The sequence below is a fragment of the Haliscomenobacter sp. genome (assembly GCF_040403615.1).
GTDB lineage: Bacteria > Bacteroidota > Bacteroidia > Chitinophagales > Saprospiraceae > Haliscomenobacter.
The window spans coordinates 77,622-93,846 of sequence record NZ_JBBAKG010000005.1 but is presented as its reverse complement, the minus strand read 5'-3'; the positions used below and the strand labels follow the sequence as shown (position 1 = coordinate 93,846).

The window sequence follows — 16,225 nt, the reverse complement described above, 5'->3', positions numbered from 1 at the left end:
ACGATTACGTTAGTTTCATCATAACCGCGCAAAGGTAGGTTGAAAATTGTAACTTTTATAGTTCAGTGTCCCGATTTATTGAGGGAAGGGGAGGGGTGATGAAATTTTTACTGATTATTTATCAATTTTTGATACCGAATAAAAGGACGAATTACAGTTACTTACCGCAATTCGTCCCCTTTTTTAGAACTGTATCACCACGCCTTCTTTTACCTGGCTCTTGACATATTTCACCTCCGCCACTGTTTTGGCTTGGGTATTGATCAATTTTATGGTTGCGCCTGTATTGGAAAGCACCACTTTTTGAGGATTTAAAGTCAAGGTTTGGGCTTCCCCTGCGGTTAATTTCAGGGTCAGCATTTCCTTGCGGGTATTGATGTCCAAAAACCAGCCGCTGAGGTCTACTGTACTTGTTGTGGCATTCAGCAGGGTCAATTTTTCAAGCCCCCAGTCTGGCCCAACTGGATTGACCAGAGCAGATACGATCTTGATTTTTTCCTCTACTGGAGTAGGCGCAGGTTGGTCACCCAGTACCAGTGCAACTGCAGCTTTAGCATCCGCTTTTCCGTGTCCAAACCATGGGCTCCAGGTACCGTCCGGACTGTTGATGTCTTTGAATTCTCCCTTGTCAAAAGGGGCTACTGGCGATACATCCCAGCTTGGATTAGGGTCATAGGATGCAGCAGGAGTGCGCGGATAAGCAGTAAAATTGAGGTTTTTTCCCGCAGACTTTTTCAAAATCGAAATCACTTCTGCGGCACTCAAATTTGGATTGGCTGAAATGATCAGTGCCACAATTCCGGCAGTAAGTGGGGTCGCGCTAGAGGTGCCTCCAAAGGAATTGGTTACGCCCGTGCCTTCACCCGAAGAGGTGGAGATGCCAAGTCCGCGCAAACGAATCCGTTGGTATGAATGAACGTTGTTGGAAGAAGCGGTAATGTCGATGCCCGCACCGTAATTGGAGTAGTGGCTGCGTTGGGCCACACTGGTCAAGGCCGCAACGTGCAACACGCCGGGAATACCGACGAGGTTGTTTTGGAAGCTTCTGGCTTTCTCTACGCCGATCCATTTCCACTGGTTGTTTTGGTAATCCCAACCATCGGTATAGGGTACGTCCACCGTGACTTCGAAGTTGATGGGACAGTTTTCGTTGCCCGCAGCCCATAAAAATACAATCCCTTTACCACGGCGACCTCCGGTTTTGGCCAAATCCCGCAAGCGATTGACCACCAGGGTTTGCCACATGCTCACCGGAGTGCCCCCCCAGGAGTTGGACATCACATCCACTTTGTCGGCCATAAAGTTGAGCACGGTCAACAATTTGGAATCGCTGATCAGCAAATAAGGCCCATCGCTTTCCCATTGTACGGGCAGCAACTTACAACTGGGAGCTGCGCCTACCACCAACACCCCATTGGCACTGCCCGCTGTTACGCCTGCACATGCAGTACCGTGATCGGAGCCATCGATGTACATTTCGCTGGCCTTGGCATCAATGTCGTTGTTGTTGACCAAACGGCGTCCCCTGAGGTAGCCCCAAGCCCTGAATTTATCCCCAGAAAAATCTGGATGGTCAATCTTACAGCCATCATCCGAAATGCCAATCACCACGTCTTTGCTGCCAAAATTGCCCAACAACTTCCAGGCTTCTTCACAATTGGCGGAAGACCTGGGATCAAAATCCGCATTGGTATAATGGGTATGCAAATGCCATTGCCGCGCGTACACCGGATCGGTAGGGATGGCAAGGGCAGTACGCATGAAGCGGAAATTGGTATCGTTTTCGGCGGATTCCACCAGAGGTTCTTCTTCGGTGAGTTTTACCACCAGCTTCACCGGATTCATCCCAGTATGCGCGGTAAGCTGAAACAAGAAATCTTTGGGGGAATATTCTTCCAACAGAATCAAGCTATACTTGCCCATAAAATCGGCCAAATCAGCGGAATCAATGTCAGTTTTGAAACATACCGTCACACGGTCGGTGATCAGGAATTCAGTTCCTAAGCCTTCCATGTAATACGCGTGGTGGGTAGGGGCCGTTTCCCGACTTTTGGCCATGTCGGCCTCCAGGCTTTCAGCGGTGGTTTTAACTTTGGAAGAGGAAGAAGAGGTCTTTTCAACGAGCTCAAGGCCGCGGGCATTGAGGGCTTCCGGGTTTTCACGGGTCACAAATTCGTCTGCGGATTTGTTGAGGAAGAGTTTTTGGCCGTTCCGGTAGGTGTAGGTTTGCATGTGGTAAAGTATGGGAGTGAAAAGTTAAAACTGTAACGCGATGTTTAACCATTTAGTGTGGACATTAAAGGCAATTGATTAGTCGTGAAACCAGGGATGCACTTTTTTGAACAATCCCCATTTCAGGGTAAGAATGTATCACCGCATAATCCGTCCCTCTTTCTGGAATTCCTTCTTAATTCCTTCATAAAGATCTTTGGCTTGTAGGTGAGCATCGCCACGATCGAGCATGCGAAGGCAGGCAAATTGAACAATATTGATGATTTCGGCGCCGGAGAGTTCGTATTTTTGCGCCAAGGTAGGAAGCTGAATGTCTTGAGCAAGTTTGATTCTGGGAGGGAAAGCTTTTTTCCAAAGCCGAGTCCGCTCTTCTACTCCAGGCATTGGAAAATAAATGATAGACTGGAAACGTCGGGTAAAGGCGTCGTCGATATTGCTTTTAAAATTGGTGGCAAGAATGACCAGTCCATTATAATGCTCTACACGTTGGAGCAGATAAGAAACTTCCTGGTTGGCATATTTATCATGAGCGTCGCGTACATTGGTTCGCTTGCCAAAGAGTGCATCTGCTTCATCAAAAAAAAGTATCCAATCCTTGTTTTCGGCTTTGGCAAATAGATTGGAAAGATTTTTCTCAGTTTCGCCGATAAACTTGGAAACCACCATTGATAGGTCGATGCGGTACACTTCTTTACCTGTATATTTGCCCAATAGTGATGCAGTTAGGGTTTTTCCAGTACCAGGAGGTCCATAAAATAAAGCACGGTAACCAGGTTTTATTTTGCGGTGCATTTCCCACTCTTTCATTAGGGTATCTCCATGTTTGACCCAGATTTCGAGTTCGTTGATTTGCGCTAAGGTGTCGTGGTGTAGTACCAGGTCGTCCCATTCCAATTCGGTTTGCAGCAACTGTGCCGGAAAATTCATACTGAACCGCGGGCGTGCTACTTTCCCAGTTGTAAATAGATCCACATATTCCTGAGATAGGATGATGCGACCGCTCATGCGGGGTTCTCCTTCGGGTACTTCTTCCAGGCAAAGGATATGTTTTTTGGCAAAGAGATGGTCTTCGCTGAAAAGTTCATTTACATCCATGCGCTTTTCCATGTCGTCGCCTGCAAGCAGAAAGAGGGCGGTCTCCCCGGTGGGCAGAAAGCCGCGGAAGTTTTTGCCACGGGTGCCGCCGAGTTGGGGGAAGTCGCCGGCAGATGGAAGAGCTGCTTGAATAATTTGGTCAAATAAAAGAGGGTGAATATGGGGCATTATCGCAATAAACAAAAGAGTAATTTCTGTTTGACCAAGGTTATTATCTTGAATAAACTCGTCTAACGGAGTTTTTTCATCACTTATTTTAAAATCGTGAACCAGGATTTCTCCCTCATCTTTATTGAAGACTGAAGCGGTTCTGGTACGAACAATAGCTTCGATATAAGCAGTAATGTTTGATAATAATCTGACAATCTTTGAATTAGGCATAATGAAATAATGAAAATTTTATTTTATTTGTATGTCGTCAAGTGCTCCTTCAAAAATGGTACTTCTTTTTTCTAAGAAAATAGGATTTATTTCAAAAGATACAATTTTTCCTTTTTGTTTCCAGATAGAGTAATTCCCTTCTTCTTTTGCCAAAAGAATTGTTAACTCTTTGTCTTTCTGTTCATAAGGTTTGGCAATGACTATTGTTACAGCATCATAAATTGCAAACGAACCGTTTTCAAAGTTATCATGTGATGCATTGACAATGTATTCGCCAATAGTCCCTTCTATTTTGGTCATGTCATTGTTGGTTTTCGAATTATTGCAATATAGTAAAGAAATGCAAACAGTTAAAAATAGACATGTTTTGTAAGTCATGTTTCTTTTTTAGATAAAGAAATTCTAAAAATATTAAATTGGAACGATCCATGGACCTATTTTTGTCTCTCCTTTGTACGTTCTTCCTATTCTGGTTTTATCTTTTGGATTGTAGTGTTGTGAATTTCTTATTTCATTTTCAATAAAGGCTTTGTCTACTTTTCCATCTTTAGTTCTGTACTCCTTTTTCGTTGGAGGAAGGTTGTTGTCAATTGCAAATTGCTCTGAGACTACTCGAGATTCAATTTCTTGCTTTAAGTAATCGGGTTCTTTACTAAAAACGTGGTTCAATTCGTGATAAAGAGTCATGGCAGCTTCCAAAGGTTTCAACTTTTCATTGAGTCGAATGAACTTGCCCCCTTTTTCAGTATTTCCTCTCAAGCTTGCGGATAGATCAACTTCTTCTATTTTGCCATCCTTATGTTTCCAATAATCAATTGCACCAGAAAAAGTATATACATCATATTTGACATCATTCAACATCTGAATAACGTGGAAATTGCGGGACTTGTAAAATACATTCATCACGGCAACGTGGTAAGGGAAGTTTTTCTCTGCTTTAAACAACTTAGTTTGTTCCTGATACCACTTATCATACCTCTCTGTAAGCACAACGGTTGCAAAATTTTTGTCTAAATGTTCCAGGGTAACTGGACCGACAATTCCGTCAGGGCTTAGTTTGTATTTTGTCTGATAGGCTATAATTGCTTTCTGGGTTTCTTCGCCAAACTCTCCATCTACGCCGAATTTTGGCAAGGCAATTCCATCGTCTAAAAGTGCTTTTTGAAGAATTCTAACATGATCTCCCTTTGCATTTTTTTTGATATGCAATTTATTTTGGAAAGCTGCTTCCAGTTTAGGATTATTTTGGAATCTTGCGGCAGTTAAGGAGGCTGTGGGAGCAGCCTGAAGTTGTACTTTTTGTACTTTTTGGCTTTTTCCCTGCTGCACCACATGTGTCAACTCATGCGCCAACAAATGCTTCCCACTGCTAGCCTCCGGATTGTATTTCCCCGAATTAAAGTACACATCCTGCCCATGGGTAAACGCTTGTGCACCTAATTCTCTGTTCATCTGGACTGCATCTGTGTCGGTGTGAATATTGACTCCACTGAAGTCTGCACCAATGGCGCCTTCCATTTCGGTACGAGTTTGATCAGGCAGAGGAGTGCCCTTCCCCGATGCCTCTTTGATGCGGCTGCTCAATTGTGTACTCGCGGTGGAGTTACTTGCAGTTTCAGTCTTTTTTTGCAAGGGCTCCTCCTCCTCTTTGGCCATTTGCAAGGGCTCTTTTTCTTCTTCGGGAGCATCCTTTTTCTGTAAGGGCTCTTCTTCTTCTTTTGGTCCTTCCTTTTTCTGTAGGGGTTCTTCTTCTTTTGGCTCTTCCTTTTTTTGGACAGGTTCTTCCTCTTCTTTTGGTTCGGTCATTTTTTGGATGGGCTCCTCTTCTGGTTTTTTCTCTAGCTGTACTTCCGGTTTTTCCTGAATGAGCTTGTCTTTTTCCATCCGGCTTTCAGCGGTGCTGAGTTTTTCATCCTCTTGTGGAGTGGCTAAGGTCGTGCGTTGGAGGGTGCTGATTTCCTGACGTTGCAGTACCGGTGTGTTATTTTGGCCGCTGACTACCTGATTGGCCACGGCGTCTGCTTCTTGCTCATATTTGTCGCCGGGTTGGCCAATGCTGAGTTTGGCCTGGATGGCTGGGCTATTCGCTTCAGCATTTGATCCAGCGGTAAAAAAGGGTTGCTGCTCCGCATCATTTGATTTGGGAAAAAAAGGCTGCTCTTTTTCCTGCTCAGTTTGCTGAGGCGGATTGCGGTGGCGACGAGAAAGAAATCCACTTTTCATGATTCAGCTTTTTTGGCTAAAATGAACGCACAAAAGCTGCCTTTAGCTTTTATGTTGTAAAGATTAGGAAGTTAAAGCGCTTGTTTAAGTCTCCTAAATTGAAAACTTTAACAAGCACTTTAACATGAGGTAAGGCCTTTGTAGTTGGCAAAATGAAACACTTATTTTTTTATTGCCCCTTAACAGGGTATACCTTCGAAGTACTTACAAACTTTGTTCCACACACAGAGGGCTACTTTTTCGCCCAATTCGCGGCCCCTCAGGTCACCTTCTTCGAAGTGGATACCGCCGTAACGTCTTGACCATCCGGCTTGGTCGGCTGCATCGTATAGGGTGGGCCAGTTTAAAGTAATTTCCTCCGCCGGGGTACAATCGGGTTCAATGACCGAACTACAAGCAGGGAAGACTACACATTCCCCATACTCGCTTGAATCACAGAAGCAAGTAATGATGTCGGCCATTGCACGAGTGAAGGTACTGTGTCCAGATACATATTCAGGGAATGGTGGGGTATTCAACAAATAGGGGCACCAGCCTTCCCCTTCCATGTTTACGGTACCTACACAAGGGCCGCCCCAGGCATCAAAGCAAAATTCGTCACGCAACTCATGGATAACCGAATCTGGACGGGTAGTATTGTAATACAATTTGGCATCCCAGGCGGCGATTGAGGCATCGAGCAGGGCATTGGTCAACGCAAAAAATAACTTAATTACGTTCGCGTTCTTAAAGCCATTTTTTTCAACGATGTAGTGGGCGATGCGGCAACTCTGTACCGGTGGCACCGTCCAATAACCATAATTGGGAATAAGGGAAGTATCTTCGAATTTATCCTCGTGCATACCAGCCCAGTATTCTGCGATTATTTTTTGTTCGTCATCGAGGCAAGCACTGATTTGGATGGTGTCATCGATTTGCTGGTCAAATTCAGAGGTGCCACAGGCTACGGGTACAGGTGGCCGGAATTCTCCGCCCCAGCACAAAGCAAAAGGTCTTACCCAACCCCATTGTGGAGTCAAGCATTTCTGAGGCTTGCGTTGGGCATTGAGTTGGGGTTGCCACTTGGCTACATCTTTCAGCGGTCTTTTGGGAGGCGGATCATTGGCTGGCTTAAAACCGGTGTAATCGGCATAATCTTCTTCTTGATTGGCCCCATCGCCAAGGCGGCTATCGATGACCATTTTGGCACAAATGTTGCCAATGCCCTGAGGCTTATTCAAATCTCTCGACTCGTCGGTCGGCTTACAACCGATCTCTTTCATTAAGGAAGAAAATACCATTTTGTGCTCGGCGGGCAACTGCTGGCTGAATAAGGCTTCCAGCACCCGATAAGCCGCAAAACTGAAAGCGATCTCGCGGTTTTGTTTGGTGCATTCGGAATCGGGGCGCTTGAGGCGGGATCCAGTGGTGGTACTGATTTCACTACCGCCAGAGTAGGCCGTCCAAGCATCGTACATGGCAGTATGTACCATGGCCAGCGCACGGGCTGCAATGGTAGGTGGTGTTTTGGTGTAATAAATGGCATCACATGCCAGACGATTCCAGCGGAGTGCCAAGGGTGAATGGGTACTCATCGTTTATGAAATTTTGGTGTGGTTATGGAATTGAGTTGTTTAGTTTTTTGGTAGGTTTGAGAACATTTTAAATTAGTTCATTGGGCAAAAAAGATTTCGATCAACGAACTTCAAATCATTCGGATCGTAAAATCTTGGTGTCCATTCTTGAGCGGTTTGCCTGAGTACCATTCTTCGTGGTGGTTGCCGCGGCTGCACCGCTGGTACGTTAGCATTGGTTTTCGTTTTTTTGGCCCGGAAATGATAATGATCCACCAATCGAATGGCTTCAATGGCAAAAACCGTAGCCAATTCACGATCTTGAATGATCACCATATTGTCGCCATTGTCTTTTTCACCACCCAAGGCCAGGTTTGATGAGCCACAAATGACGCGTGCATTGGGCGTGTCAAAATCCAAAACAATGAACTTGTGGTGGATTTTCATGCCAGCTGGATTCCGCTCTTTGAGAAAATTTGGTGGAAGATCATTATTGATGGATTGTGCACTCAGGATGATGGCATTTTTTCGTCCGGGCTTGTAAAATTTCACCTCCTTTACTCCCTCACTTACCCCATATTTAAATATTTGGGGACCAACTTCGGTTTCTACGTTCTTAAGGACATCAATCAATTCGCCGGTGGATGTAGTCATATTCATTACTGCAAACAGAACAGAGTGTTGAGCGCTTCGAACCCATCCTGCTATATCCCCTATAATTTTTTCAGCCTGGGTTTCGGTATGTGGTGCGAATGCAAAAGAAATTTTGTCTGCTCCGGGCACAGCTTCAGGAAGGAAATCATTGACTAAACTGGTTGTTCTAAATTTTTTTGGACGATTCCAACTTTCTTCAAATGCCTCTGCGTACAAGTTTGCCGCACTTTTATCTTTTATGACCACTACGTGATTGGCATTGATGTAAAGTCCATTGATGGAAAAATTGGTAGACCCTGTCAAAACTTTAAAAGCCTGTCCGTTTTTTTTGAGGATAAAAACCTTACAATGAGCGAAGCGCCAAAAATGTGTTCTCTTTACACATCCTGGACTAATTTGGTTGGCATTTGCAGCAAATTTTGATTCCTCAGAATTCGGAATACCGTGTCCTTTGATTTCTCCATTCTTATTTTTAGCGGTAGAATCATCTAGCACCATCCGCATACGATTGCTACGCGCAATTTCGAGCAGTTTTTCTCTAATGCTAGGGTCGTTGAAATCATAGGCCAATACATCGATTTGGATGGTCGGATCGGCAATTACTTCGTCCAAAATGGCCAATATTTTCACCCTTGCTTGAAAACCACACCATTCATACATTTCACTGTAGGTAAATGAGCGCCCATCTTTTCTTCCTGCTACCATGTTGATGTCGAAATTATCTATATCATCAGGCCTTAAGGATACATCCAGCCCAAATCGACTGGCAAAGGCTTGAGAAGTGACAAAGCCGCGGGTGAAACTGACCTCGATCTGGCCATCAATAAAAGGGGCGACTTCGATTTTAAACTTACAAGTTAGATTTTCGTCCAGTGGTTTCAATACTCCTTGAGCTGCCATAAATCTTGGCGTGATGTAGTAGGTATACGTACCGAATGGGAAATTACCTTGTTCGTCAATAAAGCGAGTACCAGGTACGTGGATCCACCGAAAGTACTGAATGGGAGCATCGATGGTAGACGTATATGGCTGTTCAGCTTCAGGTAGATCGGGATCAGGCAAATCACCCACTCCAAAATTGATGCGGTTGAATATGTATTTAATTTCTTGGCTTTCCGGGGTAGAAAATCCAATAGTGAACCCAACAAAATTGGGTCGAATATCCGCCTCGGCCATATTCATGGCCAGGAGGGTCATGGCGTCTCCGCGATAAGCTTTAACGAAGAGGCCATTTTTTTGGGCAGTTACGGTTGATGGCATGGAAGTGGTTTTAGTTTTTTGAATAAATTATGGTTGGTTTATTTCTTTGTTTTTTACAGATGAGACATTTGTAATCATTCAGTTTGACTTATCTAGTTTTATCAATCCTAGATAAATAGAATCTTCCCGGATTGGATTTTTGATGGTCTTGACCTTGATTAAACTATCAATCCTATTTTTCATGAAAGACTGAAAATGCTTGCTCCATGTTTCATCGCCATCGTACCAGATTAATCGGAATGCGTTCCTTTTTAGATAGCTGTCTATGTAAATTTGCCATCCCTCCCATAAATCTCCATTGCAACAAAGCGTTTTGTAGGCTTGCTCAAAATGATTGATAATTATGGTGTAAATAACTTTTTGCTGGTGGATTCTATCTAAAGAATCCGCTTCATTTAGGATGGGGCACTCGTAGGTGTTGGGGATGTCGTAGCAATCCAGGCATCGTTTGTCCATGCACAATTATTGGAATAATGCATTCCTAAAGGGCACGCTAATCCGAATTCATCGACAAAGTTTTACCGTAAATTAGGCCGAAATCTTTTATTGCGATACCGTGCTTTAGTAAGGGATGGACTCCCCTCTGCCCCAGCATCCAATATATTATGCATAATTTTCTCTGGCAAAAGTAATCAAAGCCGACAGTGCATTGCCTCCGCCTGCCTCATTGTCGCCAGAAGTATTTGAAGAAGGAGTACTTGCTTCTGCACTTTGAACACCTATTACTCTTGGCCATGGCTCATCGTCCCACCAGCCCCAAACCGGACCGCCAGAATGCCCACCCGTGCTATCCATGAAATGTCCCAAAACTAGCCCTTCTTGCCCACTAGTGTTGTGTGATTCAGTAGAAGTAATGGCTCCTCCGTCTAAAAATACCGGACGTTCCGTGCCAGTCATATCACCAGGATAGCCAATATTCTGCCAATAACTGCCATTGTTCCAGGAGGAGGCATATGGGCGGTAGCCAGCATAACCTGTTAGATCTCCCATAAATCTGTCTAGAACAACCACAACATAATCAAAGGCGGTCTCAAAATTCGACAATCCTCCCTCTGCACGATTCCAGTATATCACACGGGAGCCCCAAGCAATGCCGAAAGGAGCGTCCCCGTTGTAGTAGGAAGGGGTAAACTTGATCCAACCCACCGAATCATCACCCCAGTTTATACAATGAGAAGCGGTAAGCAAAAGCCTGCGTCCAATCATCGTGCCTGTACATACTCCACCTTCCGTTTCAACTCTGCCAGTAGTACACCAGGGAAAGGAAGTATCTCGAAAAACATAGCGGGTATCTGGAGCAAAAACATTGATTGGACGGTCTTCGCCTTCTTTCAGGAAAGGGTCTAACATTTTGATCCTTTGAGGATTGAATTTCAATCCCAGATGGTCGGGTAAAAAACCCGGAATTTCAAGTTGAGAACCTGGTTTTATCAATCCTCGATCCAAACGTTCGATGGCAAGCCTAGGGCGCTCAATTGGTTTTAAATTAAAAGGCTTCTGGATTGCTATCTGGCCGTTTTCAAGTTTTTTGATTTCGATTTCATCCTGCTGTGCAGTCCAAATTCGATCTAGTTCTATCGCCACACCTTTAGGTAGATCCGATTTAGCTGGTCGTTCTTTGCGTTCAATTACTTGTTGAGAAAGCTGTGGAAAACCTTCTGGTGTTACAGGTGTAAAAGCTCCAAGCTTCTTTCGATCCAACTCAATGCGTAGATTGATGTCGCTCATGTCGGCAATCTTGCTGCTTACAACTTCCTTGTGTATCAGGTCTCTTGGGCCAGTGAGGATGTTGAGGTACAACTCTGGATTCCCCTCAAGTAATTCCTGGAAATCACGTTCGGTATATTCGATTTCAAACTGCCCATTTTGGTCTGTTATCGCATTTCCCAGTAAGTCATCGTAGAGCAGATCTTTGTCGTAGGCGCGTACCCGTAATCCGGCCACTGGTAAACCCGATTCCTTTTCAAAGATCAATCCTTTGATTTTAAATGCCATTGTGATAGGTTTTATAGGTGAAGAAAAAATTAGTTATTTGTTGGTCAGAGGTAGATTGTTTTATTCAATCAGCTTTAATCCTTCAAAACTAGAAATGATTTGTTTGCCAAAAAACGGATAAAGCTATTTGCTAATTTGATTTGTGCACTTTTTGGGCCAGTGTGCAAGCTTGTGCGTCCGAAGATGCGGGGATAATGGTACGGGTCAGAGACGCCGTACCAGCGGTAGCTATCGATAATGTGTTACCTTAATCGTAAAAGGATTGCCCTAAAATAAGTTTACATTCAATGGAAATGCTGTTAAATTAATCTTCTATCGGAAGGGAGCTGTCTTTCTTGGGTATAAGCCTGGAATTCGTTATGACGCCCTTCTGATAAATGTCGGGTAAGGATATCTTGATAAATTATAGAAGCAGCATGAAATTGTTGGCGAGCAGAATTAAAAAATTGCAAACAGTTTTCAAGACGTGAGCGGAGGTTTTGAATCGCTTCTGGACGCAAATTTGTTCCAAATTCTAATTGGCCTTTTTGGCGAGAGTAGTTTGTCCAAGCTGTTTCAGCCTGTTCCCAAGTTCGATTTGCGGTATTCAAAAATCTTTGGGCGACGATATAGTCAATATGGTGTTCTCTAGCATCACTGAACCAACCCGCTTCTGCCCCATATGTTTCAATAGCTCGTCTGCTAAATGCATAAGCTCCTTCTACCTGAATCCAATGATGTCTCCGAGCCTCATTGCCTCTTTCAACAGTCCCTTGTCGGCTTGCTTGAACTTGTGATTCTTGCTCCATGATGGAACTCCATGCACTTGTTGTGATAGTCTGCGAGCTTTGCGGGCTTTCGGTAGCAGCCTCATGTGATGAGCCTCTTACGGCAGCAAGTGCCCGGTCACGCAACCCGGAAAGTTCGCCTATTTCAGCCCTAGATCGCTCTACTTCCCTTTGTCGCAACTCATGCGGCAAATCGGGATATCGTTCTGGATTCAAAATAGCAGTTAGTCGACTTTGTTGGGTACTTAATTCAATACTAATTTCACTGCCCAAAGCATGAAGATTGCTACCCGATGCGAAGCGTGTTCCAAAAGCGGCTATCCTTTCCGCCAGCCTGGCGTGGCCCTCTGCACCAGTCATGTATTCATCTCCAATAAGTCTCAAATCATAAGCGGGCTGTGCATGGATGGTCTGCCGTATCAATAAGAGACCTCGTGAACCAGTTTCCGAGATGAATTCGCTCAGTGCCCTTTCTACCTCGTCCAGATTGGCACCGGCTCTTCTTACAGCATGCATAAAATCTTCTCCATGACCAGCTTGGTAAATTAATGAATGATAATTAAAATCTCCTTGACGCATAGCTTGCATCAGCAAGCGTATTTGAGGCTCAGTAAAGGTGGAAGTCACTTCCCATCTGCGGGAAGATTGATTTTCTAGTTGACTACCGGTACCCCAATGATGCCCGGTAGATTCGGCCAAGGCATGATTGACGCTTTCTGTACTAGATGAAGAAATTGTGGTGCTGGCACTATATGTTCGTTCACCGGTTCGGACGTCTTCTCTTGAAGCAATCTGATGGGCTTCAGAAAAATTACCCACTAGCGGTATTCTTATGTTGATTGCTTCGGTTCCCGATCGCTGTTCTTCAATAGGGTTTCCTTCGTTATCAGTTAAAGTTGTCTCGGAAGTGGTATTGGTCTCGGTCGCAGAGGCAACGCCTAGCGTTATCCCGGTCGACTCCGTATCCGATTGACCCAAGATATTGGCGGTTAAAGTGAAACCTGTGGCCGGTAGTCTGCCAAATATACGAAGATAATTAAATGCGTCTCTTCCTTCTGCTGTTCCCAAATCAAAATTGACGATTTGGCCTGTCGTTGTTGTCCGCTGCAAACCGCCGCTCATACCAACCCCGGGTGCTCCAATGCTTGCGCTGCCACCCAAAACGAAATCATCCGTTATCCGCACACTGATTCGATGCTGCGCCAAACCAGTCACTTCAATTGAATGATTCCCTCCTATACTAATATTGGCGCCAACTGTCACTCCTTCCAGGTTGATCGTACCGCCAAGATCAAGTTGATTTCCTGAACTTTGCGCCACAGTTTCGCCTTCGGCAAGCTGGGTAGTATCGTCCAGCGAAATCTGGGCCCAAGCTCTGCTTTCATAAAACGCCATTGCTTCTTCTTGGGTTAAAAAAACGCGCTGGCCAGTGATTCCACTAGATCGTGTATAGGATAAAGATCCTCCTACAGCGCCGCGCTCATATCCTAATCCTGCGCTGCCCCTTGCACTGTTTTCCCAACTGACTACATAAGCTCCGTTTACCAAAATAGGTCTTTGAGCAGTAATTCGAACGCTTCCACCAACTGTGACAGTGGTTTGGTTCGCTCCAATGCTGAGATTTCCGCCCCCACCATCCACATGACCTTCATCGTTGATGTGCAGGTGTCCACTGGCAGATATACTACTGGAGGAGGCCGGTGAATCTCCAATTTGCTCACGCCTCCGATGAGAAACTTCTGCTCCGATATTATGTCCATGTTCATCCTGCTGATACGTCAGGCCTCCGCCATTTGTCTGTGTTGCGTTGTAAATAGGGCTGTCTCCTGCTTCTGCTCCACTAAAAATTGTTTCTTGGCTATGATGAGCACCTACCGAGAGTCTGCCTTCGCTGCTCAAGTCTCCTGTTGGGCGTAGGGAACTGGTTCGTGTGAAGGGGTCTTCGGCTTCGGGCGGTAACGTGGAAGATGTTGGCGATACGACAGGGGGAACTGGGGGGCTTCCAGCACCTAATGAAGCAGATGGCGGCGTACTACCATTTGCGTGTACAGGAATGTCCTCGACAGGTACTAGGCCTGAGGTTTGTCTGGGGAATTCTATCTGAGGCCCACCACCAGGATAAGTATGGGCGATGTCCGGATGGCTTTCGGGCTGACTTGCAATGACCCCTTGGAGATAAATCGTATTGGGAGGAATTTCATAGATTGTTAACCTGCTAATTACAGGGTTATCTCTGTCTGACCCAGGCCATCTTCTAGGTAAGGCCGTGGTTTCGGCCATCCAATGGGCACCATGGGCTGCTACCCATACTGCATAACTTCTGGCTTCCTCCACAGAATTAAAAATATGATAGGCGTATTGCCCATGCGGCCCGCCAGTCCGAACGATATAACTTGTTTGTTCAGGAGAAATGCGTATCAAAGGCCTTTCCAGAAATCCTTGGTTGGGCAGTTCATTGAGTATTTCGGGATTTGCTTGAATATATTGAAAAAGTCGTTCGTTTTCAGTCTCGCTACCAACTTGAGCCGCATCCAATGTTGGAACGGATGAATGAGGCGATAAACTCGAATCATTATCCCTCGGGATACCAAATAATGACATTGAGACGCTATCTATTCCTGTAACATGTGGCATTGGTCTCACGGTACCATCGGCGGCAATTTCGATTTCGTCCAATCCTAATAATTGCCGTGCCTGGATATAATTTAATGGCGCCCCATGGACGAGGTTTATCGTATATGATTCGGGTGCTACCCTGACACCCGATACTTGCTCTACTTCCCGCCAGTTTCTTCTAAAAACGCGATCTGTGCCCCATACTTCTGCTTGAAGGCCCCTTGCTTGAGCAGCGACCAATATGTCTGTTTCCGACATCAGAGGCCTGGGCTGTCCGCCAACAACTCGGGACGCATCTGCCGTATAAACGGCCAGCCTTTCATCTATACTCCCGCCTGAATGTGCTACCTGAATGTTTAGGTCGGTTAGGAGTCTTTGATAAGCTACTCTTGTTTGGATAACAGGGGTGGCCAAAAGTTCATTATACGCTTGAAGGCTTATCATAACTTGTGCATTACCTAGTGCTGTTCGTAGGGCTGTAGCGACCTGTGTATTGCCACGCATAATTTCATTGAGCACTGAGCCATCCAAAAGGATCAATCTCTGACTGGCTGCTCCTTCGTCATTTGGGGTTCTTTGTACAAGTTGTGTCATCTCCCCCTGCTGCACCACATGCGTCAACTCATGCCCCAATAACCGCTGCCCTTCCGTACTCCCTCCATCATACTTCCCCGCATTAAAATACACATCACTCCCATGCGTAAAAGCCTGAGCACTCAGTTCCTGGTTCATCTGTATAGCAGAGATACCTGTATGTACACGCACCCCTGAGAAATCGCTGCCGAAAGCCCCTTCCATTTGGGTGCGGGTATTTACAGGCAGAGGACTGCCGCCACCGCGTGAGCTGCTCAGGCGGCTTTCCAGGCTAGAGGCGGCGCTTGGAGTACCCGTGGACTCCACGGCTCGTTGCACGCTGGGTGTTTCATCTTCCGCGGCACATTCGGTGCATTTTTTTTGTAGAAAGGAGGGCGCTTCAAACTTAGCCTGGACTGGCAATTCAGGCCGTTCTGTATTGCTTTCGAAGATCGGTTTCCTTTGCAGCTTTTCCTCCTCTCCAGGTTTTTCTTTTTGCTGCAGTTTTTCCTCTTCCTGGCAAGTGGCGCATTTAGGTTGGATTATATGGGGGTTAGGAGTGGTATTGTGTTCCGCCAAGCGCTGCACCACCTGATCGGCCACCTGATCGGCCTCTTGCTCGTATTTATCGCCAGGCTGGCCAACTGTTAATTTTGTTTGAATGGTTGGTTTGGTGAAAAAAGACTGCTGGGTTCCACCTGTGGAAAAGAAAGGGGCGCTGCTGCGTTCCATGGGTTGGCTACTCCGCTCTTGCTGGAAGAAAGGACTTTGGGCAGTTTTGAGTTGGAGGGAGGGAGTAGTGGTTTTGGATTCAGTGGTTTGCATGATAATTTATAAAGATATTGTTCAACGAACCCTGTTAGAAGCTATAAATGG

General features: G+C 45.4%; 9 protein-coding genes. All 9 read right to left on the bottom strand.

Annotated features, from left to right (window positions below):
- Positions 1–183: 183 nt before the first annotated feature.
- Positions 184–2,232, bottom strand: a complete 2,049-nt coding sequence (locus ABW391_RS03135; protein ID WP_353480367.1) for a S8 family serine peptidase — start codon at positions 2,230–2,232, stop codon at positions 184–186.
- Between the two features lie 138 nt (positions 2,233–2,370).
- Positions 2,371–3,708: an ATP-binding protein gene (locus tag ABW391_RS03130; protein ID WP_353480366.1), complete on the bottom strand. Its 1,338-nt coding sequence runs from the start codon at positions 3,706–3,708 to the stop codon at positions 2,371–2,373.
- Between the two features lie 18 nt (positions 3,709–3,726).
- Positions 3,727–4,008 carry a hypothetical protein gene (locus ABW391_RS03125; protein ID WP_353480365.1) on the bottom strand — a complete coding sequence of 94 codons (282 nt, stop codon included), beginning with the start codon at positions 4,006–4,008 and terminating at the stop codon, positions 3,727–3,729.
- A gap of 111 nt (positions 4,009–4,119) precedes the next feature.
- Entirely contained in the window at positions 4,120–5,721 is a 1,602-nt protein-coding gene (locus ABW391_RS03120; protein ID WP_353480364.1) for an eCIS core domain-containing protein, read from the bottom strand.
- 389 nt (positions 5,722–6,110) lie between these two features.
- Entirely contained in the window at positions 6,111–7,505 is a 1,395-nt protein-coding gene (locus tag ABW391_RS03115) for a vanadium-dependent haloperoxidase (protein WP_353480363.1), read from the bottom strand.
- Positions 7,506–7,577: 72 nt separating this feature from the next.
- Positions 7,578–9,398: a phospholipase D-like domain-containing protein gene (locus ABW391_RS03110; RefSeq protein ID WP_353480362.1), complete on the bottom strand. Its 1,821-nt coding sequence runs from the start codon at positions 9,396–9,398 to the stop codon at positions 7,578–7,580.
- A 78-nt stretch (positions 9,399–9,476) separates the two neighbouring features.
- Positions 9,477–9,854 carry a hypothetical protein gene (locus tag ABW391_RS03105; protein ID WP_353480361.1) on the bottom strand — a complete coding sequence of 126 codons (378 nt, stop codon included), beginning with the start codon at positions 9,852–9,854 and terminating at the stop codon, positions 9,477–9,479.
- Between the two features lie 147 nt (positions 9,855–10,001).
- Entirely contained in the window at positions 10,002–11,393 is a 1,392-nt protein-coding gene (locus ABW391_RS03100; protein WP_353480360.1) for a trypsin-like serine peptidase, read from the bottom strand.
- A gap of 299 nt (positions 11,394–11,692) precedes the next feature.
- The gene (locus tag ABW391_RS03095; protein ID WP_353480359.1) at positions 11,693–16,174 is read right to left on the bottom strand and encodes an eCIS core domain-containing protein; all 4,482 of its coding nucleotides are present in this window, start codon (positions 16,172–16,174) and stop codon (positions 11,693–11,695) included.
- Positions 16,175–16,225: the final 51 nt, after the last annotated feature.

Coding starts and splice junctions, on each gene's coding strand:
- ABW391_RS03100 (WP_353480360.1), bottom strand. CDS start 11,393: ATGGCATTTAAAATCAAAGGATTGATCTTTGAAAAGGAATCGGGTTTA.
- ABW391_RS03135 (WP_353480367.1), bottom strand. CDS start 2,232: ATGCAAACCTACACCTACCGGAACGGCCAAAAACTCTTCCTCAACAAA.
- ABW391_RS03105 (WP_353480361.1), bottom strand. CDS start 9,854: ATGGACAAACGATGCCTGGATTGCTACGACATCCCCAACACCTACGAG.
- ABW391_RS03130 (WP_353480366.1), bottom strand. CDS start 3,708: ATGCCTAATTCAAAGATTGTCAGATTATTATCAAACATTACTGCTTAT.
- ABW391_RS03115 (WP_353480363.1), bottom strand. CDS start 7,505: ATGAGTACCCATTCACCCTTGGCACTCCGCTGGAATCGTCTGGCATGT.
- ABW391_RS03095 (WP_353480359.1), bottom strand. CDS start 16,174: ATGCAAACCACTGAATCCAAAACCACTACTCCCTCCCTCCAACTCAAA.
- ABW391_RS03110 (WP_353480362.1), bottom strand. CDS start 9,398: ATGCCATCAACCGTAACTGCCCAAAAAAATGGCCTCTTCGTTAAAGCT.
- ABW391_RS03125 (WP_353480365.1), bottom strand. CDS start 4,008: ATGACCAAAATAGAAGGGACTATTGGCGAATACATTGTCAATGCATCA.